The sequence below is a fragment of the Providencia sp. 21OH12SH02B-Prov genome, from assembly GCF_027362595.1.
Lineage (GTDB): Bacteria > Pseudomonadota > Gammaproteobacteria > Enterobacterales > Enterobacteriaceae > Providencia > Providencia zhejiangensis.
Window position 1 is genome coordinate 902,373 of sequence record NZ_CP114796.1, and the last position, 24,264, is coordinate 926,636.

Sequence of the window (24,264 nt, forward strand, 5' to 3'; positions counted from 1 at the left end):
AACGGATGTTGATGACATTTGTTATCTCGCGAGTAAGAGAGTCACTATGAAGCAGTATCTTGAGTTATGTCAGCGTATCATTGACGAGGGGCAGTGGGTTGAAAATAAACGTACGGGAGTACGTTGTTTAACCGTGATCAATGCCGACTTAGAATATGATGTCGCGAATAACCTGTTTCCATTAATCACAACCCGTAAAAGCTTTTATAAAGCAGCGATTGCTGAATTATTAGGTTATTTACGTGGCTATGATAACGCAGCACAATTTCGTGAAATTGGTTGTAATACATGGAATGCCAATGCCAATGAAAACCAAGCTTGGTTAAGTAATCCTCATCGTAAAGGGAAGGATGATATGGGGCGTGTGTACGGTGTTCAAGGACGCTCTTGGCAACGTCCTGATGGCACACACCTCGATCAACTTAAAAAGGTGGTGAACAACCTAAAAAATGGCATTGACGACCGAGCGGAAATTATTACCTTTTATAATCCTGGTGAATTTGAAATGGGGTGTTTGCGTCCTTGCATGCACACCCATACATTTTCTTTATTAGGTGATACTCTCCATTTGACCTCTTACCAACGTAGCTGTGATGTGCCGCTTGGTTTGAACTTTAACCAAGTACAGTGTTTTGTACTATTGGCACTCATGGCGAGAATTACGGGTCATAAAGCGGGTAAGGCTTATCATAAAATTGTGAATGCACATATTTATGAAAACCAATTGCCACTAATGCGTGATGTACAGCTAAAGCGTGAGCCTTTCCCTTTGCCTTCATTGCTGATAAACCCTCAAATTAAAACATTAGAAGATATTGAAACTTGGGTGAGCACAGATGACTTCACGATTGAAGGCTATCAATGTCACGAAGCTATCAAATACCCCTTTACGGTATAACGCAGTTTAAACTGATTTAAGAGAGCTAAGGCGATGGTCATTCCTACCGTGCCTTAGCTTTTTTTATCGCATTTCTAACGCACTTCATGCTCTTTTCTTTAACTTGTTCTGCTTGTTACGAAGCGCTACCTAAAATGGCTGAAAATGATTGCCAGTTTTACATTTTATTGCGAAGCATCGCGTAACTTAGTCGTTTGGGGCTATTTTTATGCCGTCTTGCTATCCATAGTAAACACTCATTTTGCAAAGGACATTGCAGCAATATATGGATATTGAAATAGAAAAACATAACAAAGGCTTCACGCTTATTGAGATGTTAGTGGTGATGTTCATTTGCTCTGTAGCATTGCTACCCGCTTTATATAGCTGGCAACAACAACAGAAAAAATTACAGTTAGTTGATGCCGCTCGGCAAGTGAGCGTATTTATTTATCGCCATTTCATGGAGGGTATTTATTTAAATCAGCACCGTGTTTTATTCATTGATACCACACAAGGGGATTGGAAGCTTACCTTTAAAGAAGCAACAAACCAGAGGCAAATAGCGGTATTAGCATCGACTCCGTATGCAGGTGTTGAAATACAATCCGTAAGTCGTTTATCTGTCGATTTCTATGGTAAACAAGGAACAAGTCGTGCTTTTAGTCTCAAGCTAAAAAATAATTTTGGGCAGATAACCATTGTTCTGTCAGCTTTAGGGCGCTTGAGACATTGTAGCAATAACAAAATCGTAGGCATTCCTCGTTGCTAGGGTTTTTCAATGAATATAAATAAGCAGCAAGGGTTTTCATTAATAGAGGTATTGCTCGCAATGGCAATCAGCAGTTTGGTTTGTATTGCGGCAACGGCCGTTTTTCCTCGTTTATTTAAACAAACTCACCAGTCGTATATTCAATACGAGATTGACAGGGAGATCAGACAAGTGCTTCTTAATATGGAAAAGGATTTTAGACGAATTGGGTACTGTAGTAGCGCCTCATGCCAAGGTGAGGCAATGAAAATTGATGCGAAATTTTTAAGTCATCATCCTAATTCATGCATTATTTTTGCTTACGACCAAAACTTATCGGGTTCATGGCGGCCTGTTAGAGCGAGAAGCAAAGAGTCTGATTTTTTTGGTTATCGATTAAATGGTCACAAATTGGAGTCGAATCGAAATGTGGAAGATTGTGACGGTAAACGATGGCAATCCTTGTTTGATCCTTTAAGGATTAGCGTGAATTCATTGCGATTTAATTGGCATGAAGCGGAGTCAATACTTGAAATGTATTTAAGCGTTGAAAGCCCCAATTTACCTAATAAACGTTTTCACTATAAAACAGCTGTTTTGTTGAGAAATCTGTGATGCGTCTAGGCGGCAACCAAACAGGCAGTATCGCTTTGGTGATGGTAATGATATTGATGACGATGGGGCTGTTGTTGTTAAAGGCATTACACATTTATCAAGAAAATGCACGTGATGAGTTTTTTCGTGAAAAGAAATATATAGAAGCTTTCAATCTGGCGGAATCAGCGCTGGCATGGGGGTTGCAACAATCTTGGCGCTTAAGCACCTATCGGGGGGCGACTTGGCAATGTCAGTCCATGCCAATACAGGGAGGAACAAGCTGCATTAAACATTATAAAGGAGGGCAATTTGTTTTATTAGGCCGAGGAGAATATCAAGGACGATATCATGTCACCGTTTATCGCTGGGTAGCTGCGATTCCAAAATCGCAAAAAATTCGGCCACGCATAAAAGGTTGGATTGATTATTGCCCTGTTACACAAAAAGGATTTTGTTGATGAAAGCTCTCTATGATAAGCAGCGAGGTTTTATATTAATAGAATCAATGGTTGCTGTGGTCGTTTTTGCTATCCTGTTAATGGCGTTATTAAGCTATAATCAACACATAGCCTTAAATTTCAATTGGATATATCATCATTCGCTCGTATTTCGAGTGTTGCAAAATAATTTAGAGCGTCAAGCGGTACTGATGGAGCCACAGCTTGAAAATACAGAGTTTATTTCTCCCGATTGGCAGATAAACTTACAGACTCTCTCAGTGTCTGAGAGTTGTAGTGATACAACAATCATGCTATCAACGGCTAAGCAATCATTTTCTCTAAACCGCTGGTTTTGTAGAACAGGAGATAACAATGTTTCAGGTTTATCATTCTAATCAATTAGAGCTACTAAAGGAGTTAATAGCTCATTTAATGGAGAATGAACCGCTTTCTCATCCGTTCGCACAAGAAATCATCTTGGTACAAAGCCCCGGTATGTCTCAATGGCTTCAGATAGAATTAGCAAAACGTTTTGGTATTGCTGCGAATATTCATTACCCTTTACCTGCAACTTTTATTTGGGATATGTTTCGGCGGGTATTGCCTGATATTCCGAAAGAAAGTGCTTATACCAAGCAAGCAATGACATGGAAGTTAATGAAAATTTTACCTACGGTGATTGATGAGGATGACTTTGAGCCGTTACGTCATTACCTTGAGCATGACTTAGATAAAAGAAAGTTACACCAGCTTGCAGGGAGAGTAGCAGACTTATTTGACCAATATTTAGTTTATCGGCCTCAATGGATTGAAAAATGGCAGCAAAATGAGCTTATTGATGGTTTAGGGGTAAACCAATTATGGCAAAAACGATTATGGTTGCAGTTGGTCGATTATACTCAATCACTGGGTCAATCACCGTGGCATCGAGCTAACCTGTATCAGAGTTTTATTGATAAGTTATCTAACAGTCAAAATCTACATAATGTGCTGCCAAAACGTATTTTTATTTGTGGTATATCTTCATTACCCCCCGTTTATCTGCAAGCATTAAGTGCCATCGCGGAACACACGGATATTCACCTCATGTTTACCAATCCCTGTCGTTATTATTGGGGGGATATTCACAGCCATTCTTTTTTGGCAAAGCTACAGAAAAGAAAATTACGTCATTATATTGATAAGAATGAAATATCGCGTTTTAAAATAGAGGAGCATGCACAAGAACTGTTCAATGATGAGGGGGAGCAAGAATTAGCTAATCCATTACTTGCCTCATGGGGAAAATTAGGACGAGATAACCTCTACTTTATTTCGCAAATTGATAGTGCAAATGAGATTTCAGCATTTGTCGATACGAACCGCAATAGCCTGCTAGAGAATTTGCAGCAAGACATTTTAGACCTCGAAAACCACGCTCAGCTTGGAACAGATTTAAGGGCTTATAGTACTAGTATCGGTAAGCGAGTTTTAGCACTCTCTGATCAGTCTGTTACTTTCCACTCTTGTCATAGCGCACAAAGGGAAGTGGAAGTATTGCAAGACAACTTATTGGCGTTATTTGAACAAGATCCCACTTTAACGCCGAGAGATGTCATTGTGATGGTTTCAGATATTGATAGTTATACCCCCTTTATACAAGCGGTTTTTGGAAATACCGCGACTAAGCGATATATCCCTTTTTCTATATCTGATAGAAAAGCCTTGCAGGCTCACCCCATTTTGCAGGCATTCATACTCTTGTTAGACCTGCCACAAAGCCGTTTCTCTACAGAGCAAGTCCTTACGTTACTGGAAGTTTCGGCTTTTGCTGAACGCTTTGATATAGATGAAAGTGAGCTAGGGTTACTACGCCGTTGGGTGAATGAATCAGGCATTCGCTGGGGGTTAGATGATGATAATGTGCGTGCATTATCACTGCCTGTTATAGGGCAAAATACGTGGCAGTTCGGATTAAGTCGAATGTTACTAGGCTATGCGATGGACAGTCGATATGGCCCTTGGAATGGTGTTCTACCTTACGATGAATGTAGTGGTTTAGCCGCACAGTTAGCGGGCAAACTGGCTTTACTGGTTAGCACATTAAAAGAGTGGCGAACGTTATTAGCAACGGAAAGAACACTTGATGAATGGCAAGATATTTGCCAGCAACTCATTGAGAGTTTTTTTCAAACAGATAGTGAGACAGAGTTAGTACTCACTCTTGTGACAGAGCAATGGCATAAGATACTGCAAAATGCCATAAACTCAGGCTACGATGAGCAAATATCTTTACGTTTAATTCGAGATGAGTTGGCGGTGTGCTTTGATGATGAAAAAATTAGTCAGCGTTTTCTGGCCGGGTCAGTTAATTTTTGTACTTTAATGCCAATGCGGTCGGTACCTTTCAAAGTGGTTTGTTTGCTAGGGATGAATGATGGTATCTATCCAAGAAGTATTCCGCCACTAGGGTTTGATTTAATGGCAGAAAAGCCTGCTAGAGGAGACAGAAAACGTAGAGATGATGACCGCTATTTATTTCTAGAAGCGTTGAACTCAGCAGCCAAACAGCTTTATATCAGTTACATCGGTTTATCAATACAGGATAATCAAGTTTGTAATCCATCGGTGTTAGTGACTGAATTGTTGGACTACATTTGTCAGAGCTTTTGCCTACAAGGCGATGACAAACTGAATATTGATGAAAGTGCGTTAAGGCTTAAAAAACATCTTGTATATCAACATAACAGAGTTCCGTTTGCTAAAGAAAACTTTATGGCTAATTCACCATATCAAAGCTTTGCTAGTGAGTGGTTACCCGCAGCTGAAACAGTGCTGCAAGAGGGAAAGCCATTTATCTATGAGCTAGATGAACGTGAAAGAGTGACAGATATCTCTATTGAACAGTTATTACGTTTTTATCGGCATCCTATTCGCGCGTTCTTCCAACAGCGCTTAAAAGTTCATTTCACAATTGAAGAAACAGAATTACCAGAAGATGAGCCATTTCTTTTGGACAAATTGCAGCGTTATAAAATGAATGAACGGATTTTGGCGCTGTTAATCAAAGATGAAAATCCGCAGCCTTTATATCAAGCGCTAAAAGCTTCAGGGCAACTGCCAGCGAAACAGTTTGGTCAATTGTATTGGGAGCAACAAATTAACGATATAGCGCCTTTAGCGGAAAAAATAAAACAACAAAATGTCCAACCAACTGATTATGTTATTGATCTTCAAATTAATGGCATCAAAATAAGCGGAGTGTTAAGAAATGCCCATGAGAAGGGAATACTCAGATATCGGCCTGCTTATTTAACAGCACACGATGGTGTTCAGTTATGGATAGAACATCTGTTATTTAATTTAGCGGTTAATGAAGGTGAAAGCGTTGCCTTGGGCCGAGAGAATAGCATTTGGCATTTTTCTAGTGTAAAACAAAGTGATGCGAAGAATTACTTAGAGCAGCTAATCGCTGGCTACTGTAAAGGGTTAAACACACCTTTATTATTACTGAACCAGAGTGGTTGGAACTGGCTGTCAGCTTGTTTTGATAAAAAGACAAAGCAGTATGACTTTGCTTCTGAAGAGATCCAACAAAAAGCGTTGTCTATTTTAATGCAGAGCCTTCAGGGATCTTCGATGAAAAGAGGTGAAATGGAAGATGACTATGTCTTACGTATCTGTAGGAATATCGACCAACATTTAATTCAGGCGCTGTTAGAGAATACTCAGCGTTACCTTCTGCCAATGGCAGAACATTTAAAATAAAAAAGGAGAGCATTAAAGGATGCTACGTTTATCCAAAAGTATCGCTCAATTTTTCTTATTGTTAACCTTAATGGTTTGGGGGGCGACGGTTATCGCTCAGCCCCTTTGGCAAGTTTTGCCTGAAACTATCAATAAGAGTGAAAATGATCCAAGAACTTATCAAGCCATTAAGCTGAATAATGGGATGATAGTTTTATTGGTTTCAGATCCAAAAGCGACAAAATCATTAGCCGCGGTGTCGATTCCTGTTGGGAGCTTAGAAAACCCAGACAGCCAGCTAGGTTTAGCTCATTATTTGGAGCACATGGTATTAATGGGTTCTAAAAAATACCCAGAGCCAAGCAGCTTATCTGAATTTTTACAAAAACATGGTGGTAGCCATAATGCTAGCACTGCTGCACATCGCACCGCGTATTATTTAGAAGTTGAAAATAGTGCACTCAAAGAGGCAGCTGATAGGTTGGCTGATGCATTAGCTGAACCATTACTTGATCCCACAAATGCGGATAGAGAGCGCAATGCGGTCAATGCTGAGCTAACAATGGCGCGTTCTCGAGATGGAATGCGTTTATGGCAAGTTCGTTCAGAAACATTGAATCCTAAACATCCAAATTCGCGTTTTTCTGGTGGAAATTTAGAAACACTAAAAGATAAGCCGAACAGCAAATTACAAACTGAGTTAGTCGATTTTTATAAAAAGTATTACTCAGCAAATTTAATGAATGGGGTACTTTATGGTGACCAATCGATTGAATCATTAGCAAAGATAGCCGCAGACACTTTCGGGCGTATTCCTGATCATAAGGTGACGGCTCCTTCAACAGAGGTGCCAGCTGTTACTGATAATGAAAAAGGAATTGTTATTCATTATGTGCCAGCTCAGCCTCAAAAAGCCATTCAGCTTGAATTTAGTATCAAAAATAATATGGCTGATTTCCGGAGCAAAAGTGATGAATATATTGGCTATCTAATTGGCAATCGTAGTCCCGGTACACTTGCTGATTGGTTAATATCGCAAGGGCTTGCTGAAGGGATCAGTGCATCATCGCTTCCGAACGCGGACCGTAATTATGGCTCTTTCTCCATCTATATTACGTTAACGGACAAAGGTCTGGCTGAGCGTGATGAAATTATTGCGGCTGTTTTTTCTTATATTGATTTGCTGAAAAAACAAGGTGTTAATAAAAATTATTTTGATGAAATAGCGAATGTACTAAATCTTTCGTTCCGCTATGGTTCTATTGTTCGGGACATGAACTACATTGAGTGGTTATCTGACCAAATGATCAATGTTCCTGTGAACCACGTACTGGATTCCGATTATATTGCCGATAAATATGATCCTGCGGCTATAAAAGCTCGCTTATCTGAGCTGACCGCTAAGGATGCTAGAATTTGGTTTATTAGCCCAGAAGAGCCCCATAATAAAAAAGCTTATTTTGTTGATGCACCTTATCAAGTCGATAAGATTACAGCTCAACAGTTAGCTAAATGGGAACAGCTTGAATCTAAAATGAAATTTAGATTACCGGAGTTAAATCCCTATATACCAGATAATTTGTCTTTAATTAAAGTGGATAAGGAATATAAACATCCCGAATTAGTGTACCAAGATCAGAATACCCGTGTTCTGTATATGCCAAGTCAGTACTTTGCGGATGAACCTAAAGCAACCATTAATTTATTGCTGAAAACTAAAGTTGGTGAGCAGGACGCTAAATCTCAAGTCACAGGCGCCTTACTGCAATATATTGCCTCTTTAAAAATGGATGAACTGCAATATCAAGCCTCAGTGGCGGGGATGTCTGTTTCTGTCTCACAAGGGTTAGGTTTACAGTTTAATGCAAGTGGTTATACACAGCATTTGCCTGAGCTGTTTTTATCCATGACTAAGCTTTATCTTAGCTTTGAACCCACTGATAGGGAATTAGCTCAAGCCAAATCTTGGTATCAAGAGCAAATTAAAGTCGCTAATAACGCTAAAGCTTATGAGTTAGCGATGCAACCTTTGCGTCGAATTGATACTGTACCTTATTTCGAGCAAGAAGCGCGGTTAGCAGTACTGGATGATATTTCGCTAAAAGATCTTACCGATTATCGTACTAAAGTTGTGGACAGTGCCGCACTACAAGCCATGGTAATTGGTAATTTGACTTCAGAGCAAAGCATAAAAGTCATTCAAGATGCACAGGCATTACTGAAGAGTAAAGGTACCAACTGGTGGCGGGGTGATATTGTTGCCATTGATCAAGCCTATTTGGCTGATTTCCATCGACAAGCTCAAAGCTCGGATAGCGCATTAGCAGAGATCTTTATTCCTGAAGGCTATAGCCGTATCGAGGGCGCTGTTCTCTCGGGATTACTATCCAATATCATTCAGCCATGGTTTTATGACCAGCTCAGAACGAATGAGCAACTTGGCTATGCTGTTTTTGCTTTCAAAGTCGGTATCGGCGATCAGTGGGGTATTGGTTTCTTATTACAAAGTAATGCGCAAACGCCAGCTTATCTCAATACTCGTTATCAAGAGTTTTATAATGCAGCGTTTGATAAATTGAAAAAATTACCGGCTCAAGAGTTTGAACAGTATAAACAATCAATTATTACTCAAATGAAACAGCCTCCTCAAACTTTCTATGAGGAAGTAGGACGCTATTCATCTGATTTTAGTCGTAATATTTTTACTTTTGATACTCGCGATAAGGTTCTGGCGCTTTTTGAAAAAGCAACTCAGCAACAGGTTATTGATTATTATCAGCGTGCTGTTATGAAACGTCAGGGATTGGCATTAGCCTCTCAAGTCATTGGTCAAGACGTGAATGAGAAAACGGGCTATGCGCCATTAAAAGGCTGGGTGTTTTATCCTAACGCTTCAGAATTTCAAAAGATTTTACCTATTAAGGATGATTTACAGTGAGTAAAATGCAGATAAGTTCCCAACTGTTAGATGCTTTTTCCCTACCCTTACAAGGGCAGCGGTTAATTGAGGCATCGGCGGGTACAGGTAAAACCTATACGATAGGGATCCTCTATCTGCGTTTATTATTAGGGTTAGGTCGAGAGAATGCCTTCTCTCGGCCCCTTACTGTAGAAGAAATCCTAGTTGTTACCTTTACAGAAGCTGCCACTAATGAACTACGAGGACGTATCCGTGAGCGAATCCATAAAATGCGTCTTGCTTGTATTCGTAATGGCGTTGGTTTTGAAAAAGAACCTGAATATTTAGAGTTGCTTTCACAAATTACGACACCAGAGCAACGAGAGTTTGCGATTAGTTGGTTGCTGACAGCTGAACGCCAAATGGATGAGGCGGCGATTTATACCATTCATGGATTTTGCCAAAGAATGTTGGTGCATAATGCTTTTGAATCAGGGGTTTTATTCGAACAAACCATGATCCAAGATGAACTTCCGATTCAAAAGCAAGCTTGTGCAGACTTTTGGCGACGACATTTTTACCCGCTAGATTATTCAATGACGAAGGTTGTTTTGTCGCAATGGAATAGCCCTGAAGCACTGCTGGCGGAAATTAAACCTTTTTTACAGGGTGATATGCCCGATATCGTTAACGAACAGCAGCGTACGGAAACGTTTGAAGAGCGCCATCAACGCTTAATTGAGCTGATCACTCAAGTGAAGTCTTTATGGCTAGCGAATTGTTCTGAATTTGAACGACTTATCTCTAATTCAGATGTTGATAAGCGGAGCTATAGCTCTCGTTTTTTACCTAGCTGGTTAGAAAAAATGCTGCGTTGGGCGGAAGAGGAAACTCAGGATTATCAATTACCAAAAGAAATTGTGCGTTTTTCTCAAGCAGTTTTGCATGAGAAATCAAAAAGTGGTTCAGGGCCAGAGCACGCCGTTTTTGCGCGTATCGACGAGCTACTTTCCCAATCATTAACAATTAAAGACTTGATCATCCCACTGGCAATAACTGAAGTGAGACAAAATATTATTCAGGAAAAACATCATCGTGGGGAGATGGGGTTTGATGATTTACTTACTCGTTTAGACAGCGCACTAAAGCAGCAAGGTGGAAAATATTTAGCAGAAGCAATTAGCCAACGTTATCCCGTGGCAATGATTGATGAATTTCAGGACACAGACCCCCAACAATATCGTATTTTTCAACGAATTTATGGTGGTGTCGAAAATAGCGCATTGCTGTTTATCGGTGATCCAAAGCAAGCGATATATGCATTTCGTGGTGCTGATATTTTTACTTATATTGAAGCGAAAAAACAGGTCAATGCCCATTACACATTAGAAACTAACCATCGCTCATCACAACATATGGTGGAAGCGGTTAATCATGTTTTTAGCTATTGTGACAATCCGTTTATTTTTGAACAAATTCCATTTAATCCCGTCAATTTTGCAGAAAGAAACGCTGGTAAGATGCTTTGTCATAATGGTGAGGCAGTAAAAGCGCTAACTTTTTGGCAAATTAATGCTGAAGCCGTTTCTATTGCTGATTATGAACACACGATGGCCGCACAATGTGCCGCACAGATTAGCCAGCTATTACAAGGTGGCTTGAAGGGAACCGCCGTTTTTCAGCAGCAAGATGGGAAAGAAATACCCGTCTCTGCTGCTGATATTACGGTACTGGTAAGAAGTCGGCGCGAGGCAATGTTAATACGCGATGCATTAAACCAGCTTAGTATCCCATCTGTTTTTCAATCGAATCGAGAGAGTGTGTTTTCAACCCAAGAAGCACGAGACTTACTGTGGATCCTTCAGGCCGTATTGTCACCTGAGAAAGAGCGTGTTTTACGTAGTGCATTAGCGACAGGCACATTAGGATTAAACGCTAAAGAAATTGATACTCTCAACTATGATGAAAAAGCGTGGGAAGCTTTAGTTGATGAATTTACCCGATACTCCATTATCTGGCGTAAGCAGGGCGTTCTACCGATGCTTAGGGTGTTAATGTCTGAACGCCATATTGCTGAAACTTTTCTTTCTTCAGTTGACGGTGAACGACGTCTAATGGACTTTATGCATATTGGTGAGTTGCTGCAAGAAATGTCTCTTCAACTCGAAGGGGAGCATACATTGGTTCGTTGGCTAACTCAGCAAATAGCAGATCCTGACCATCAATCTAACGCGCAGCAAATGCGTTTAGAAAGTGATAAACACCTTGTTCAAATTAGTACTATTCATAAATCGAAAGGGCTTGAATACCCAATAGTTTGGTTGCCTTTTGCCAGTAATTTTTTACCTCAATCAAAGGCGCTTTATCATGATAGGGATAATTATCGGACACGTTTAGACCTTGCGGACAATGAAGAAAACATTGCTTTGGCAGATGAAGAACGTTTAGCGGAGGATCTACGATTACTCTATGTCGCCTTAACTCGAGCGATTTATCATTGTAGCGTAGGTATTGCACCAATCATCAAAGGCAACCGTAAGAAAAGTGGAGAAACTGACCTGCATTTATCGGCTTTAGGCTATTTAATTCAAAAAAGTGAAGCGGGTGATTTTACGTTGCTCGATAAAGGGCTAGCAGAATTAACGAATACAGTGATTAATGTTGAGCGAATTGAACAAATAGAGCCAATTTCGCTAGCGTTGAATCAAGGTGACTCAGAGGCGCTATCAGCAAGAAATGTGACGCGCTTCTTTGATGATCACTGGAGAGTCACGAGTTATTCGGGGTTAAGTTATCGCAGGTCTTACGGTGAGAGTGAGCAAGTAATTAGTGCAGAGCAGTTGGCAAGTTCGCTTGCACCAAAGATGGATATTGAAGTCAGTATCGATACCACTTTACCCTTAGCGGATGAGCACATTTTAACACCACACCAATTCCCTAAAGGGACCGCACCCGGAACATTTCTGCATGAATTAATGGAAGAAATTGAGTTTTCAAAAGACGTTCCTCTAGAGTGGTTGCAGGAAAAGCTTCAAATATCGGGCTTTGATACGCAATGGGCTGAAATGCTACAGGAGTGGTTAATGGCGATTGTTCAGGCGCCACTTGCGGAAGATGGCCTATGTTTATCCGCTTTAGCGCCTCAAGATATGCTCGATGAGATGCAATTTTATTTACCTATAGATAAGTTATTAGACCCCCAAGCCGTTGACCGCGTTACTCATCAATATGATCCTATATCTGCTGCTTGCCCTCCACTGAGTTTTGAAGAAGTACAGGGCATTTTAAAAGGTTTTATTGATTTAACATTTTTGTGGAATGGTAAATTTTACCTACTTGATTATAAATCAAATTACCTTGGAGGGGATGCCAGTTGTTATACGCAATCGGCGATGGTCGAGGCCATGATAGATCATCGTTATGATCTCCAATATCAATTGTACTCATTAGCATTACATCGTTATCTAAAACAACGGGTGCCTAACTATCAGTACGATATCCATTTTGGCGGTGTTTATTATCTCTTCTTACGCGGTATTGATAAGGCTGAGTCAAATAACGGTATTTTTTACTATCGACCTGAGCCTGAATTTATAGATGCATTTGATCAGCTATTTCTCAATGTACAAGAAGGGAGCACATCATGATGAAAGCGCTGTTCAATAAAGCGATCGAAGCTCGTTTGTTTACGCCTCTTGATATTCAATTTGCCTATAACATCACAGAAGAACGCAGCCCAATATTACTTTTTATTACTGCATTATTAAGTGCAGAAACGATGACGGGGCATGTTTGTTTATCCTTAGCAGACGTCAGTTTGGAAAAGATATTTGCTGGACGTCATCCTGAATTAGCTCATGAATTTTGGTGTGCAATAGGAAAGCCTGATCAAGAAACAATTTATCAAGTAGTTAAGAACGCACCTTTTATTACTTTAGCGGATGAAAACCAGCCATCACCTTTAATATTATCAGGCGAATTTCTCTATTTTCAGCGGTTATGGCAATACGAACGTTGTGTCTCTAGGTACTTTTCACAGACTGTATTCGCGCAATATGATTCATTGCATCTTAAATCAATTTTAGGTGCGCTTTTCCCTCACAGTCGTGAGATAGATTGGCAAAAAATTGCAGCTGCGGTGGCTGTGACCAGCCAAGTGTCGGTTATATCTGGTGGGCCCGGTACGGGCAAAACAACAACGGTTGCTCGAATTCTTGCGGCATTAGTGAAACTTGCTGTTGAGAATAAACACAATGTTCAAATTGAATTAGCTGCCCCAACAGGTAAAGCGGCTGCTCGTTTGACTGAGTCATTAGGCGCTGCTCTGGACGGTTTATCATTAAGTGATGAAGAACGAGGCATGCTCCCTAATCAAGCTAAGACGTTACATAGACTATTAGGGGCTCAGCCGGAAAGCCAGCAATTCCGCTATCATAGCGATAATTTATTATCATTAGATATCTTAATTGTGGATGAAGCTTCAATGGTAGATTTACCTATGATGGGAAAACTCATCGAAGCTTTACCTTCTCATGCAAAATTAATTTTTTTGGGTGATAAAGACCAGCTAGCTTCAGTCGAGGCGGGGGCAGTACTCGGTGATATCTGTCAGTTTGCTGATTGTGGTTATAGCCCCCAAAGAGCGCAAGAACTTAGCGATCTGACGGGCTATTCGCTGGCGCATTTTGTCTCTGAGAACGGACCTTTTATCAGAAATAGTCTGTGCTTATTGCGTAAAAGTTATCGGTTTTCTGCCTCTTCTGGCATAGGGCAGCTTGCGTTTGCGGTTAATGAAGGGGATGTGAAGCGTGCTGAGAAAGTCTTAAATAGTTCCTTCAATGATGTGCAGACCTATGGACAGGAAAGTGAAGACGATTACGCTCAGATGTTAATGGACGCTGCGAAGTTCTATCAAGATTACCTCTTATCAGTGAAAGCCGCTCATGACCCAGCAGAGATATTGTTTAAATTTAATCAATTCCGCTTACTTACCGCTTTAAGAGATGGGCCTTATGGTGTGATCGGAATAAATGAAAAGCTGGAAAAGCTACTGCATCGTCAAGGGCTTATTTATCGGCCATTTAATCAGACCAATAAACACTATGCAGGACGGCCAATTATGATTAGCCGAAATGATAGCCCGCTAGGGTTATTTAATGGTGATATAGGCATAATATTGCCCGATGAGGAAGGGGCTCTTAGAGCTTACTTTCAGTATCCAGATGGTTCGATTAAAGGCATTCAGCCTAATCGATTACCTCTACATGAAACGGCATATGCCATGACGGTGCATAAATCTCAAGGTTCAGAATTCGCCCATACCGCATTAGTATTGCCGAAGGTATATTCACCAGTAGTGACTCGTGAACTGGTGTACACCGCGATAACGCGAGCTAAAAAAACGCTTTCTTTGTATTGCAATATGAAAATTTTACGTCGAGCTATTGAAACGCCAACAAAACGGCGTAGTGGTTTAGCAATACAATTAATGAATGTAAAATAGAGTCACAAGCAGTAGCTGTGGCTACGTAAATCAGACTTAAATGCAAAAGGTAATAATATGGATAACCAGCCAACTATGACGGCGTTAACGGTAACACTGAAAGCGAGAATCGAGCCGGAAAGACGTGCTGATTTAGAAGATGCATTTACACAAGTCATGCAGGGGATGAATAAAGATATTCAGGTGACTGGAGGTGGTACTTTACTTTCAGACAGCGGTGAAATTGAAGAATGTGATATCGAGCTTTCTGTGGCTGAGGCTAACGACGAAAATATCAGTCTGATAATTCAATTGTTCTCGTCTATGTTAGCGCCAAAAGGTTCTCGATTGATTGTGCATGGAGAAGATACGGTAATTGAATTTGGTGATGAAGAAGGCTTAGCACTCTATTTAAATGGTACTGAATTGCCTGATGAAGTTTATGAGAATAGTGATATCAATGATATTTTCGACAAAATGGATGAGGCTGTCGAAGATATTGGTGCTATCCATGGGGTATGGGAAGGGCCGACTGAAACCGCTTTCTACTTCTATGGTTCATCCTTTGCCGAAATGTCAGCATTGCTACAGCCCATTATCGACAGTACGCCACTCTGCCAGAAATCACGAGTAGTCCAAATTGCTTAAGCTGATTTATTGAATAACTAACCTGATCTCAATAAAGGATCAGGTTAGTTTGGCTTGCGTTATTTGTCGGTAGGCGCTTTTAAATCTAACATTAAAATTTTTGAGCGGCGTTGGTAGTTATATAAAGCTTGTTTTTTCAATGGCAACATTTCAATCTCAGCAGGAATAAAGCCTCTTTCTTGAAACCAATGAATGCTACGCGTCGTTAGCACAAATAATTTTTCTAATCCTATTTGCTTAGCTTGTAGCGCTATGCGGTGTAGCAGTTCTTCTCCCCGCGAAGAACTACGATAGTCAGGATGTACTGCGACACAGGCCATTTCACCCAGTTTTTCTTCTGGGTAAGGATAGAGTGCTGCACAAGCAATGACTAAATTATCTCGTTCAATGATGGTAAATTTATCGATTTCCATTTCGAGTTGTTCTCTTGAACGCCTAACTAAAATACCTTGTTGTTCTAGTGGGCGGATTAATTCAAGAATACCACCAATGTCGTTAATATTGGCGCGGCGAATTTGCTCTGCACTTTCCATGACGATTTGAGTACCGATACCATCGCGTGAAAACAGCTCTTGAATCAAAGAACCATTTTCTTGATAGCTGAGCAAATGACTACGACGCACACCACGGCGACAGGCTTTCGCTGCGCCACGTAAAAAACGCACTGTTCCTGAATAATAATCGCCTTCAGCTTCCAGCTCTTGGATCCTATTTTCTGCCTCATTGGGAAATAATTCAGATAGAATATTCCCTTCTTTATCGGCAACCCCTTGCGAAGAGCAAAATCCTATTAATTTTTCTGCTTTCATTTTGACTGCAAGCTGAGTTGCGATTTCTTCTGAGGTGAGATTAAAACTTTCTCCTGTTACAGAAACTGCAACTGGCCCAATTAATACAATAGAACCATTATCAAGTTGCTTATTGATAGCATCTTCATCGATACGACGAATACGACCGCTATGACAATAATCAATACCGTCATCGACACCAAGCGGTTGGGCGATGACAAAGTTTCCACTGACAACGTTGATGTGAGCGCCTTGTAAAGGAGTATTGCTAAGACTCATCGATAAACGAGCAGTGATATCAAGTAATAAAGCGCCTGAAGCTTGTTTCACATATTCAAGTGTATTCGAATCTGTCACCCGAGTATGTTTATGATAAACCGCTTCATAATTGTGTTCAGCCAAGATGTTCTCAATCTGAGGGCGAGCGCCGTAAACAACAACAATGCGGATGCCAAGGCTATGTAATAAACCTATGTCATTGACAATACTTGGAAAATTTTCATGCGCAATTGCTTCTCCGCCAAGCATAATAATAAATGTTTTGCCGCGGTGGGCATTAATATAAGGTACCGAATGGCGAAACTCATCAACCAGCTCGGTGCTGCGCTCTTTCATAACCATCCTCATAATTGAATTTTTATTCGCTATTAATGTATTTTTATTCTTTTTGGCGATAAATATCAAGTAAAAGATAGAACAAGACTTGTAACATTTTTATTATTTGAGTTTACATATCTCTATATTTAAATGTGTATTCTTGATGACAGCATGCGAATGATTCGCTAGAGTTTATGTTTCTGGCCTCAATTTGGCTTTTATTCTAAAATCACCTGATATTCAGTTTTAGGTTCGGAATTATTGATGAGTCACCAAGATCACTGTCCATCTAAACGTCGCCTTATACAGGGGGCGGCTGCGGTTATGTTACTTAGTGTCAGCCCATTTGGTTTCGCTGCGAATACAAATGTTATTGCGGTGCGTATATGGCCGGCATCAAGTTATACGCGCGTAACGCTAGAATCTAATGCTCCATTAAAATATCGTCAGTTGGTATTGCATAACCCTGAGCGCATAGTGATTGATCTCGAAGGGGTACAACTGAATAACATCCTGAAGCAAATGGGAACTCAGATTCAATCGCGAGACCCCTACCTTAAACTCGTTAGAGTGGGGCAGTTTGACCCGAAAACTGTACGTCTCGTTTTTGAAGTAAAAAATAAGGTTAGTCCACAGATCTTCACGATGGGGCCTGTTGCCGAGTTTAAAAACCGTTTAGTGATGGATTTTTATCCAGGGCAAGGTGTGGAAACATCCGATGACCCTCTGTTGGCTTTGCTAGAGGATTATAATAAAGGTGATTTAGAAGAAAAAATGCCTGCTCAGGCCAAAAAGCCCGGTAAAGCAGGAACTGATCGCCCAATTATCATTATGATTGACCCAGGGCACGGCGGTGAAGACCCCGGAGCGATGGGCAAATATAAAACACGCGAAAAAGATGTTGTGTTACAAATTGCACGGCGTTTGAAGGCGTTGATTGATAAAGATCCTAAAATGCGTGCCTATATGACCCGTAATGAAGATGTGTTTATTCCATTGAAAGTTAGGGTCGCTAAGGCTCGTAAAATGCAAGCAGACCTGTTTGTGTCTATTCACGCGGATGCTTTCACGAATCGCTCTGCTCATGGTTCTTCTGTATTCGCACTATCGACGAAAGGGGCGACAAGTAATACTGCACGTTACCTTGCGCAAACTCAGAATGAGGCCGATTTAATTGGTGGTGTTAGCAAAAGTGGTGATGCGTATCTGGATCATACAATGCTCGACTTAGTTCAAACTGCAACAATTAATGATAGCTTGAAGTTCGGCGATGAAGTTTTAAAACGTATGGGGAAAGTCAATCGACTGCATAAAAACAAAGTCGATCAGGCGGGCTTTGCGGTACTAAAAGCACCAGAGATCCCATCAATTCTCGTGGAAACGGCTTTCATTAGTAATTTGGAAGAAGAGCGTAAGCTGAAAACAGCTAAGTTCCAGCAACAAATGGCAGAGTCTATTTTTCAAGGAATTAAAGCTTATTTCCGTAATGGTGGTGAGTTAGCGATTAGAAATTAGTTTCTGTATTGCAAAATTTAAAATAGTGTAGGGTGATGAACTGAAAAGTGAGTCACCTTTTTTCTTTCATGGTAGGTTTGGGAAGATAAGGGAAGTATAACAAGTGGTTGCGGGGGCCGGATTTGAACCGACGACCTTCGGGTTATGAGCCCGACGAGCTACCAAGCTGCTCCACCCCGCGACTGAAGAGGTCAATATAACAGGGGATATTGGTTGCGGGAGCCGGATTTGAACCGACGACCTTCGGGTTATGAGCCCGACGAGCTACCAGGCTGCTCCATCCCGCGCCTGAAATATTTTTGATGCTGATTTTTTATTGGTTGCGGGGGCCGGATTTGAACCGACGACCTTCGGGTTATGAGCCCGACGAGCTACCAAGCTGCTCCACCCCGCGTCCGATAGCGGGCACTATACTCGGGATGAGATCTGATGCAAGTTTTTTTGTGTTTTTTTTTCAAAATCCAGCACGGATAGAACAAAATATCATCATTGTGGTGTTTTTTTAATCGTTAGGGGCAATCATTGAAGTCGTAATGGGTTTTGTCTAAGGTTCTACTTAAAAACGTTTAACTGGATAATTTATCGACAATAAAATGAATTCACGATGCCGATAGAGCCTGTGTTCAGTAGCATTTTTGGGAAATTAGGTTGAAACCATTCTAGCGACCATGAGTATATATATGATTAGCCGTTTCATTATTTATTGGGGTTTGCTATTGTGCGCTTCATATTGGATTGATGTGGGCGATATCATATGAAATTATGGAAAAAGTGGTGTATAGCAAGTGCGCTTGTTACTTTGCTTGTTGGCTGTCAGTCTCATCCGACAGACAAAGGACAGCAATATAAAGATGGACGTTTAAATCAAGACCTTCAGCAAGTCAGTCAACTGAATGTTCAAGGACGCCCTATCAATTCACACGATTTTAGTCAGCAAGTTTATGAAATCAAAAATGCATCGCCGCGTTTATTTCAAAATAACAATGACACCTACCATGCTATCGAAAATTGGTTAATGGCAGGAGGAGACCCGAAAAAGCTGACTAATTTCAATTTAACGGCATTCCAAATGGAAGGTGTCGATAATTATGGCAACGTACAATTTACAGGGTATTACACCCCAGTTATTGAAGCGCGCCGCACAAAGCAGGGCGCTTTTCAGCATCCCTTGTATGGAATGCCGCCAAAGGGGAAAAAACGCTTACCAAGTCGAGCCGCGATTTATAATGGCGCTTTAAGTGACAATTTAATTTTAGCTTACAGTAATTCTGCTATCGATAATTTTATGATGGAAGTTCAAGGTAGCGGTTATGTTGACTTTGGCGATGGTAGCCCTTTGAATTTCTTTGGTTATGCAGGTAAAAATGGCCATGCTTATAAGAGTATTGGTAAAGTGCTTGTTGACCGCGGTGAAGTACCCCTAGAAAAAATGTCACTGCAAGCCATCCATGATTGGGCCAATAGTCATAGCGAACAAGAAGTGCGCCAATTGCTTGAGGAAAATACTTCTTTTGTCTTCTTTAAGCCACAATCATTTGTGCCAGTCAGAGGAGCTAGCGCGGTTCCGTTAATCGCTAAAGCGTCAGTTGCTTCAGATAAAACCCTTATCCCCCCAGGCACAGCGCTGTTGGCAGAGATTCCAGTACTTGATAACACAGGTAAATTTACGGGACGCTATGAAATGCGTATGATGATTGCCTTAGATGTTGGTGGTGCGATTAAAGGTCATCATTTCGATATTTATCATGGAACAGGCCATGAGGCAGGAAAAATGGCCGGTTATTATAATCATTACGGAAGAGTGTGGGTCTTGAAAAAGAGCCAGCCACTGTTCGGTAGCAAGTAGTTATTAAGGTTGTTATTGACTATGCAAACTAAGCTTTCAGATGCTTGGATGCAGCGCTTTGCTGGGATCGGGCGCCTTTACGGACAACATGCATTATCGCTTTTTGCCCGCTCCCATGTTTGTGTTATTGGCGTTGGAGGGGTCGGGGTTTGGGCTGCTGAAGCCTTGGCTCGAACTGGAATAGGCGCGATTACGCTGATTGACATGGACGATATCTGTGTCACTAACACTAATCGCCAGTTGCATGCCCTAAAATCAACGATTGGTCAGCCAAAAGTTTCAGTGATGCAAGCTAGGCTGCTCGAAATCAACCCTGAATGTACAGTGAATATTGTTGATGATTTTGTGACGGTAGACAATGTGGCAGAATTGCTCTCAACTGGGTTTGATTATGTGATTGATGCGATTGATAGTGTCAGGCCTAAAGCGGCGTTGTTAGCCTATTGCCGTCGTTATAAAATTCCTGTCATCACGACGGGAGGCGCTGGCGGACAGATCGATCCAACGCAAATTCAAGTAACCGATTTGGCAAAAACCATTCAAGACCCGCTCGCGGCTAAATTACGGGAACGTTTAAAATCTGATTTTAATGTGGTTAAAAATAGCAAAGGTAAATTAGGCATAGATTGTGTCTTTTCAACGGAACAATTAGTCTATCCACAAAGTGATGGTTCAGTCTGTGCTGCTAAGAGTACTGCCGACGGTTCCAAAAGAATGGATTGCGCCTCAGGCTTTGGCGCGGCAACGATGGTCACGGCAAGTTTTGGATTTATTGCTGTTTCACATGCGCTTAAAAAGATGGTTGCAAAATTAGAGCGAGAAAATAGAGCAAACAACTGAGGCTATAGCAATAGCCTCTAGTGCATTATTCGGTAGGTGTCATTTCGCTAGCAAAATTACGGATAGTCGTGATTAATGCGGCTATTCCATTTTGTCGTGATTCGCTTAACTGACCAGACAACCCAGTGCTATTGAGGATCTCTTTAAAATCGATAGCAAGGATTTCTTGACTGGTTTTGTGTTCTACCGCCGCTAATAAAATCGCAAACAACCCTTTAACGACGCGTCCTTCACTATCACCGTAAAAATGGAAGGTGTTGTCGTCATTCAATCTCGCGCCAATCCAAACTCTATTTTCACATCCTTTCACTTCCTGAGTGTGTTGTTTCTGTTCTTCAGTCAGCGTTGGTAATTGGCGAGCAAGTTGGATGAGTGAACGATATTTATCTTCCCACGCCTTTTGTGTTGAAAATTGCTCTACTATTGCCTCAATTTTCAGTTCTGTTCCAAAAGGATGCGGCGCAAATGTTGGTGTTATTGAAGTCATTAGGCTTCCTTATTCATCATTCAGTATTGAGAGTGCAAACTTTAGCGCATTAATAAATTTATCAATATCTTGCAGATTATTGTATGGCATGACAGAAATACGTAAGCAGCCTCTAATATCGAGTGCATCCATTAATGGTTGCGCACAATGTTGCCCATAGCGTAATGCAATTTTTTGTTCAGTCAATAATAGGCCCAAATCACTATGGTGTATGCCGTCAAAATTGAAGGAAAGCAAAGGGGTATTGGGTTCGCTGTAGCAAGTAAATCCTGAGAGTGATTTCAGTTGCTCATGGGCATAATTTATCAATGAGCAGCAATGCGCCTCACGGTGGTGTAAATCGATTTCAGATAACCAATCCAGCGTCGCTGAAAAAGCGATGACCCCAGCAATATTCGGTGTACCAGCCTCAAAACAATGGGGAATAGGAGCAGGGGTAAAGTGGTCAAAACTGACTTCTGACAGCATTTTTCCGCCGCCGTGCCAAGGAGACATTGCTGCCAGTAAATTAGGTTTACCGTAACAAACCCCTAGGCCAGTCGGTCCATAAAGTTTGTGAGCGGAGAAAGCATAAAAGTCGATATCCATGGCACAAACATCCATTGGGCTATGTACAACGCCTTGTGCGCCATCAACGACAACGAGAGCACCTGCCTTATGTGCCAGTGAAGTAATCGCTGTTAAATCCGGTTGATAGCCTGTTACGTTTGACATTTGAGTGATAGCAATCACTTTGCTATTAGGGGTAAGCAATTGCTTCAATTTCTCAATATGTAGAGTTTGGTCTTGATTGATCGGCCATTTGATTATTTTTGCGCCCGTTTGCTGAGCGAGGATTAGCCAAGGCAGTAAATTTGAATGGTGTTCTAATTCGCTGACAATAATTTCATCATTAGGCTTTAAATGATGCCTAAAATAGCTTTGCGCAATAAGATTAATAGATTCTGTGGTGCCGCGCGTCCAAATAATTGTGTTTTCATCTTCTGCGTTAATCAATTTCGCAACACGTACTCGGCCTTGTTCGTAATTTTGAGTTATTCTCAATGATTCAGGAGATTGCCCGCGATAAACTGAACTACCAGAGTGGAGATAGTAGTCATTTGAGGCTTGAGACATGGAGATTGGTTTTAAGGCTGTCGCGGCACTATCTAGGTGAACGGTATGAGACTGGATAGCGGGAAATTGTTCTCGAAACTGCTTGGCAGAAAAATGATCCATTGTATGTGTTCTTTGTCTGAATATGTGTTTTTTTAACCGACGTTGTTAATACTTTTTAAATTTACGCGCTGCACTTTTTATTGTGTTAATTTTTGATGGTGACCCGTGATGGTGCGAGAAATTTAGAAAGTATTTTGGAATGATTATGTCTTTTGCGACAGATTGCAATCACTTTTCTTTTATCATTATTGGTGACGAGATATCTCATTACGTTAACTTCAAGATTAATCTTAAATATCTAACGATGAAGATTTTCTGTAAACTTGTTTACACGTTGTCTTTTTTAGATTTTTTCTTTTGCTTGTCTGCAAAAAAAAAGCACCGCAACTTAGGCGGTGCATCACAAAAATCACTATGGACAGACAGGGTAAATGTACAGGAAGTGAAAAAAACAGTAGCTAAAGCTACAAAGTCTGGCATTCCCAGACAACTTGCAAACACAACATCACAACCACAAAGCCAAAAGTTTCAAAGTAACCAAACTCTGTAACTTTTCGTTCCGGCTTAGGAAGTGCGCATACTATAGGTATTTACTGGCGTATCCTCAATGGACAATTTATAATGCTTCGGATGAAAAAAACTAATGCATATAACCCTGTCGAGTAGAAGTGATTATGTCTAAAAGATTACCGCCACTTAATGCGTTAAGAGTATTTGATGCAGCCGCTCGTCATTTAAGTTTTACTAAAGCGGCAGAAGAGTTGTTTGTAACCCAAGCTGCTGTTAGCCACCAAATGAAAAGCTTGGAAGATTTCCTTGGGTTGAAATTATTTCGCCGCCGTAATCGCTCTTTGCTATTAACGGAAGAGGGGCAAAGCTACTACCTTGATATTAAAGAAATATTCTCCTCTATCAATGAGGCTACAAGGAAATTACAGGCACGTAGCGCCAAAGGGGCACTAACAGTCAGTTTATCTCCTAGCTTTGCGATACAATGGCTTGTGCCTCGTCTTTCTAGTTTTAACCAAGCATATCCAGGGATCGATGTGCGGATTCAAGCAGTTGATCGAGAAGAAGATAAATTAGCCGATGATGTTGATGTCGCTATTTTCTATGGACGAGGGAATTGGTCTGGGCTTAGAACAGACAGATTATATGCTGAATATTTAATGCCGGTTTGTTCTCCGGTATTATTGACCGGACAATATCCATTAAAGCAACCCGAAGATTTGGTGAATCATACTTTATTGCATGATTCTTCTCGTCGGGATTGGCAAGCTTATGTTCGCCAATTAGAATTGCATAATGTTATTAATGTCCAACAAGGGCCTATTTTTAGTCACAGTGCGATGGTCATTCAGGCTGCCGTTCACGGGCAGGGTGTGGCATTAACGAATAATGTTATGGCTAAAAATGAAATAGACGCAGGTCGTTTAGTTTGCCCATTTAGCGAAGTTTTGGTGAGCAAAAATGCGTTTTACCTTGTGTGTCAGGAAAACCAAGCTGATTTAGGTAAAATAGCCGCATTTCGTCAATGGATTTTGGCCCAAGCGGCAAGCGAACAAGAAAAATTGGGTTTTATTACAGGTGATCAAGATATTGCACTTATTTAG

General features: G+C 40.9%; 18 protein-coding genes and 3 tRNA genes. 15 read left to right on the forward strand and 6 right to left on the reverse strand.

All coding sequences use genetic code 11. The features are described from left to right. Nucleotides 1-46: 46 nt before the first annotated feature. From O7C57_RS04265 to O7C57_RS04310, 10 genes are all read left to right on the forward strand, one after another. Nucleotides 47-898 carry a thymidylate synthase gene (locus O7C57_RS04265; RefSeq protein ID WP_269723667.1) on the forward strand — a complete coding sequence of 284 codons (852 nt, stop codon included), beginning with the start codon at nucleotides 47-49 and terminating at the stop codon, nucleotides 896-898. A gap of 265 nt (nucleotides 899-1,163) precedes the next feature. Beyond that, the gene (locus O7C57_RS04270) at nucleotides 1,164-1,649 is read left to right on the forward strand and encodes a prepilin-type N-terminal cleavage/methylation domain-containing protein (protein WP_154622503.1); all 486 of its coding nucleotides are present in this window, start codon (nucleotides 1,164-1,166) and stop codon (nucleotides 1,647-1,649) included. A 9-nt stretch (nucleotides 1,650-1,658) separates the two neighbouring features. After that, entirely contained in the window at nucleotides 1,659-2,243 is a 585-nt protein-coding gene (locus O7C57_RS04275) for a prepilin peptidase-dependent protein (RefSeq protein ID WP_269723668.1), read from the forward strand. Next, nucleotides 2,243-2,683, forward strand: coding sequence for a YgdB family protein (locus O7C57_RS04280; RefSeq protein WP_154622521.1), 441 nt, complete (start codon nucleotides 2,243-2,245; stop codon nucleotides 2,681-2,683). Before O7C57_RS04275 ends, O7C57_RS04280 begins: the two co-directional genes overlap by 1 nt. Next, nucleotides 2,683-3,060, forward strand: coding sequence for a prepilin-type N-terminal cleavage/methylation domain-containing protein (locus tag O7C57_RS04285; protein ID WP_154622501.1), 378 nt, complete (start codon nucleotides 2,683-2,685; stop codon nucleotides 3,058-3,060). Before O7C57_RS04280 ends, O7C57_RS04285 begins: the two co-directional genes overlap by 1 nt. Continuing rightward, the gene (gene recC, locus O7C57_RS04290) at nucleotides 3,038-6,412 is read left to right on the forward strand and encodes an exodeoxyribonuclease V subunit gamma (protein WP_269723669.1); all 3,375 of its coding nucleotides are present in this window, start codon (nucleotides 3,038-3,040) and stop codon (nucleotides 6,410-6,412) included. The genes O7C57_RS04285 and recC overlap by 23 nt, the downstream gene beginning before the upstream one ends. Before the next feature lie 19 nt (nucleotides 6,413-6,431). After that, complete coding sequence (ptrA, locus tag O7C57_RS04295) at nucleotides 6,432-9,329, forward strand: pitrilysin (RefSeq protein ID WP_269723670.1); 2,898 nt, start codon at nucleotides 6,432-6,434, stop codon at nucleotides 9,327-9,329. Nucleotides 9,330-9,334: 5 nt separating this feature from the next. Then, complete coding sequence (gene recB, locus O7C57_RS04300) at nucleotides 9,335-12,937, forward strand: exodeoxyribonuclease V subunit beta (RefSeq protein WP_251464622.1); 3,603 nt, start codon at nucleotides 9,335-9,337, stop codon at nucleotides 12,935-12,937. Further along, nucleotides 12,937-14,793 carry an exodeoxyribonuclease V subunit alpha gene (gene recD / locus O7C57_RS04305; protein ID WP_269723983.1) on the forward strand — a complete coding sequence of 619 codons (1,857 nt, stop codon included), beginning with the start codon at nucleotides 12,937-12,939 and terminating at the stop codon, nucleotides 14,791-14,793. Before recB ends, recD begins: the two co-directional genes overlap by 1 nt. A gap of 57 nt (nucleotides 14,794-14,850) precedes the next feature. Further along, the gene (locus tag O7C57_RS04310; protein WP_154622496.1) at nucleotides 14,851-15,420 is read left to right on the forward strand and encodes a hypothetical protein; all 570 of its coding nucleotides are present in this window, start codon (nucleotides 14,851-14,853) and stop codon (nucleotides 15,418-15,420) included. A 59-nt stretch (nucleotides 15,421-15,479) separates the two neighbouring features. Here the strand turns inward: O7C57_RS04310 and argA are convergent, their stop codons facing one another. After that, entirely contained in the window at nucleotides 15,480-16,823 is a 1,344-nt protein-coding gene (gene argA, locus O7C57_RS04315; protein WP_154622495.1) for an amino-acid N-acetyltransferase, read from the reverse strand. A 246-nt stretch (nucleotides 16,824-17,069) separates the two neighbouring features. Between argA and amiC the strand changes: the two genes are divergently transcribed. After that, entirely contained in the window at nucleotides 17,070-18,320 is a 1,251-nt protein-coding gene (gene amiC / locus O7C57_RS04320; protein WP_154622494.1) for an N-acetylmuramoyl-L-alanine amidase AmiC, read from the forward strand. Nucleotides 18,321-18,424: 104 nt separating this feature from the next. Here amiC and O7C57_RS04325 read toward each other — a convergent pair. The 3 genes from O7C57_RS04325 to O7C57_RS04335 form a co-directional block, all read right to left on the reverse strand. Continuing rightward, a tRNA-Met gene (locus O7C57_RS04325) sits at nucleotides 18,425-18,501 on the reverse strand. 29 nt (nucleotides 18,502-18,530) lie between these two features. Then, nucleotides 18,531-18,607, reverse strand: a tRNA-Met gene (locus O7C57_RS04330). 30 nt (nucleotides 18,608-18,637) lie between these two features. Further along, nucleotides 18,638-18,714 (reverse strand) — tRNA-Met (locus O7C57_RS04335). Nucleotides 18,715-19,074: 360 nt separating this feature from the next. On the opposite strand from O7C57_RS04335, the gene mltA reads away from it, so the two are divergent. Both mltA and tcdA read left to right on the forward strand, forming a co-directional pair. Then, nucleotides 19,075-20,166, forward strand: coding sequence for a murein transglycosylase A (gene mltA / locus O7C57_RS04340; protein WP_154622493.1), 1,092 nt, complete (start codon nucleotides 19,075-19,077; stop codon nucleotides 20,164-20,166). 21 nt (nucleotides 20,167-20,187) lie between these two features. Next, complete coding sequence (gene tcdA / locus O7C57_RS04345) at nucleotides 20,188-21,006, forward strand: tRNA cyclic N6-threonylcarbamoyladenosine(37) synthase TcdA (RefSeq protein WP_154622492.1); 819 nt, start codon at nucleotides 20,188-20,190, stop codon at nucleotides 21,004-21,006. A 25-nt stretch (nucleotides 21,007-21,031) separates the two neighbouring features. On the opposite strand, the gene csdE is transcribed toward tcdA, so the two are convergent. Continuing rightward, entirely contained in the window at nucleotides 21,032-21,493 is a 462-nt protein-coding gene (csdE, locus tag O7C57_RS04350) for a cysteine desulfurase sulfur acceptor subunit CsdE (protein ID WP_154622491.1), read from the reverse strand. 9 nt (nucleotides 21,494-21,502) lie between these two features. Then, nucleotides 21,503-22,711, reverse strand: coding sequence for a cysteine desulfurase CsdA (csdA, locus tag O7C57_RS04355; protein WP_269723671.1), 1,209 nt, complete (start codon nucleotides 22,709-22,711; stop codon nucleotides 21,503-21,505). A 145-nt stretch (nucleotides 22,712-22,856) separates the two neighbouring features. On the opposite strand from csdA, the gene O7C57_RS04360 reads away from it, so the two are divergent. Both O7C57_RS04360 and O7C57_RS04365 read left to right on the forward strand, forming a co-directional pair. Beyond that, entirely contained in the window at nucleotides 22,857-23,201 is a 345-nt protein-coding gene (locus O7C57_RS04360) for a hypothetical protein (protein WP_269723672.1), read from the forward strand. Between the two features lie 124 nt (nucleotides 23,202-23,325). Then, nucleotides 23,326-24,264, forward strand: coding sequence for a transcriptional regulator GcvA (locus O7C57_RS04365; RefSeq protein ID WP_154622489.1), 939 nt, complete (start codon nucleotides 23,326-23,328; stop codon nucleotides 24,262-24,264).

Excerpts from the sequence above, each read along its gene's own strand:
- O7C57_RS04265 (WP_269723667.1), top strand. The coding sequence starts at position 47 with ATGAAGCAGTATCTTGAGTTATGTCAGCGTATCATTGACGAGGGGCAG.
- O7C57_RS04270 (WP_154622503.1), top strand. The coding sequence starts at position 1,164 with ATGGATATTGAAATAGAAAAACATAACAAAGGCTTCACGCTTATTGAG.
- O7C57_RS04275 (WP_269723668.1), top strand. The coding sequence starts at position 1,659 with ATGAATATAAATAAGCAGCAAGGGTTTTCATTAATAGAGGTATTGCTC.
- O7C57_RS04280 (WP_154622521.1), top strand. The coding sequence starts at position 2,243 with ATGCGTCTAGGCGGCAACCAAACAGGCAGTATCGCTTTGGTGATGGTA.
- O7C57_RS04285 (WP_154622501.1), top strand. The coding sequence starts at position 2,683 with ATGAAAGCTCTCTATGATAAGCAGCGAGGTTTTATATTAATAGAATCA.
- recC (WP_269723669.1), top strand. The coding sequence starts at position 3,038 with ATGTTTCAGGTTTATCATTCTAATCAATTAGAGCTACTAAAGGAGTTA.
- ptrA (WP_269723670.1), top strand. The coding sequence starts at position 6,432 with ATGCTACGTTTATCCAAAAGTATCGCTCAATTTTTCTTATTGTTAACC.
- recB (WP_251464622.1), top strand. The coding sequence starts at position 9,335 with ATGCAGATAAGTTCCCAACTGTTAGATGCTTTTTCCCTACCCTTACAA.
- recD (WP_269723983.1), top strand. The coding sequence starts at position 12,937 with ATGAAAGCGCTGTTCAATAAAGCGATCGAAGCTCGTTTGTTTACGCCT.
- O7C57_RS04310 (WP_154622496.1), top strand. The coding sequence starts at position 14,851 with ATGGATAACCAGCCAACTATGACGGCGTTAACGGTAACACTGAAAGCG.
- argA (WP_154622495.1), bottom strand. The coding sequence starts at position 16,823 with ATGAAAGAGCGCAGCACCGAGCTGGTTGATGAGTTTCGCCATTCGGTA.
- amiC (WP_154622494.1), top strand. The coding sequence starts at position 17,070 with ATGAGTCACCAAGATCACTGTCCATCTAAACGTCGCCTTATACAGGGG.
- mltA (WP_154622493.1), top strand. The coding sequence starts at position 19,075 with ATGAAATTATGGAAAAAGTGGTGTATAGCAAGTGCGCTTGTTACTTTG.
- tcdA (WP_154622492.1), top strand. The coding sequence starts at position 20,188 with ATGCAAACTAAGCTTTCAGATGCTTGGATGCAGCGCTTTGCTGGGATC.
- csdE (WP_154622491.1), bottom strand. The coding sequence starts at position 21,493 with ATGACTTCAATAACACCAACATTTGCGCCGCATCCTTTTGGAACAGAA.
- csdA (WP_269723671.1), bottom strand. The coding sequence starts at position 22,711 with ATGGATCATTTTTCTGCCAAGCAGTTTCGAGAACAATTTCCCGCTATC.
- O7C57_RS04360 (WP_269723672.1), top strand. The coding sequence starts at position 22,857 with ATGTCTTTTGCGACAGATTGCAATCACTTTTCTTTTATCATTATTGGT.
- O7C57_RS04365 (WP_154622489.1), top strand. The coding sequence starts at position 23,326 with ATGTCTAAAAGATTACCGCCACTTAATGCGTTAAGAGTATTTGATGCA.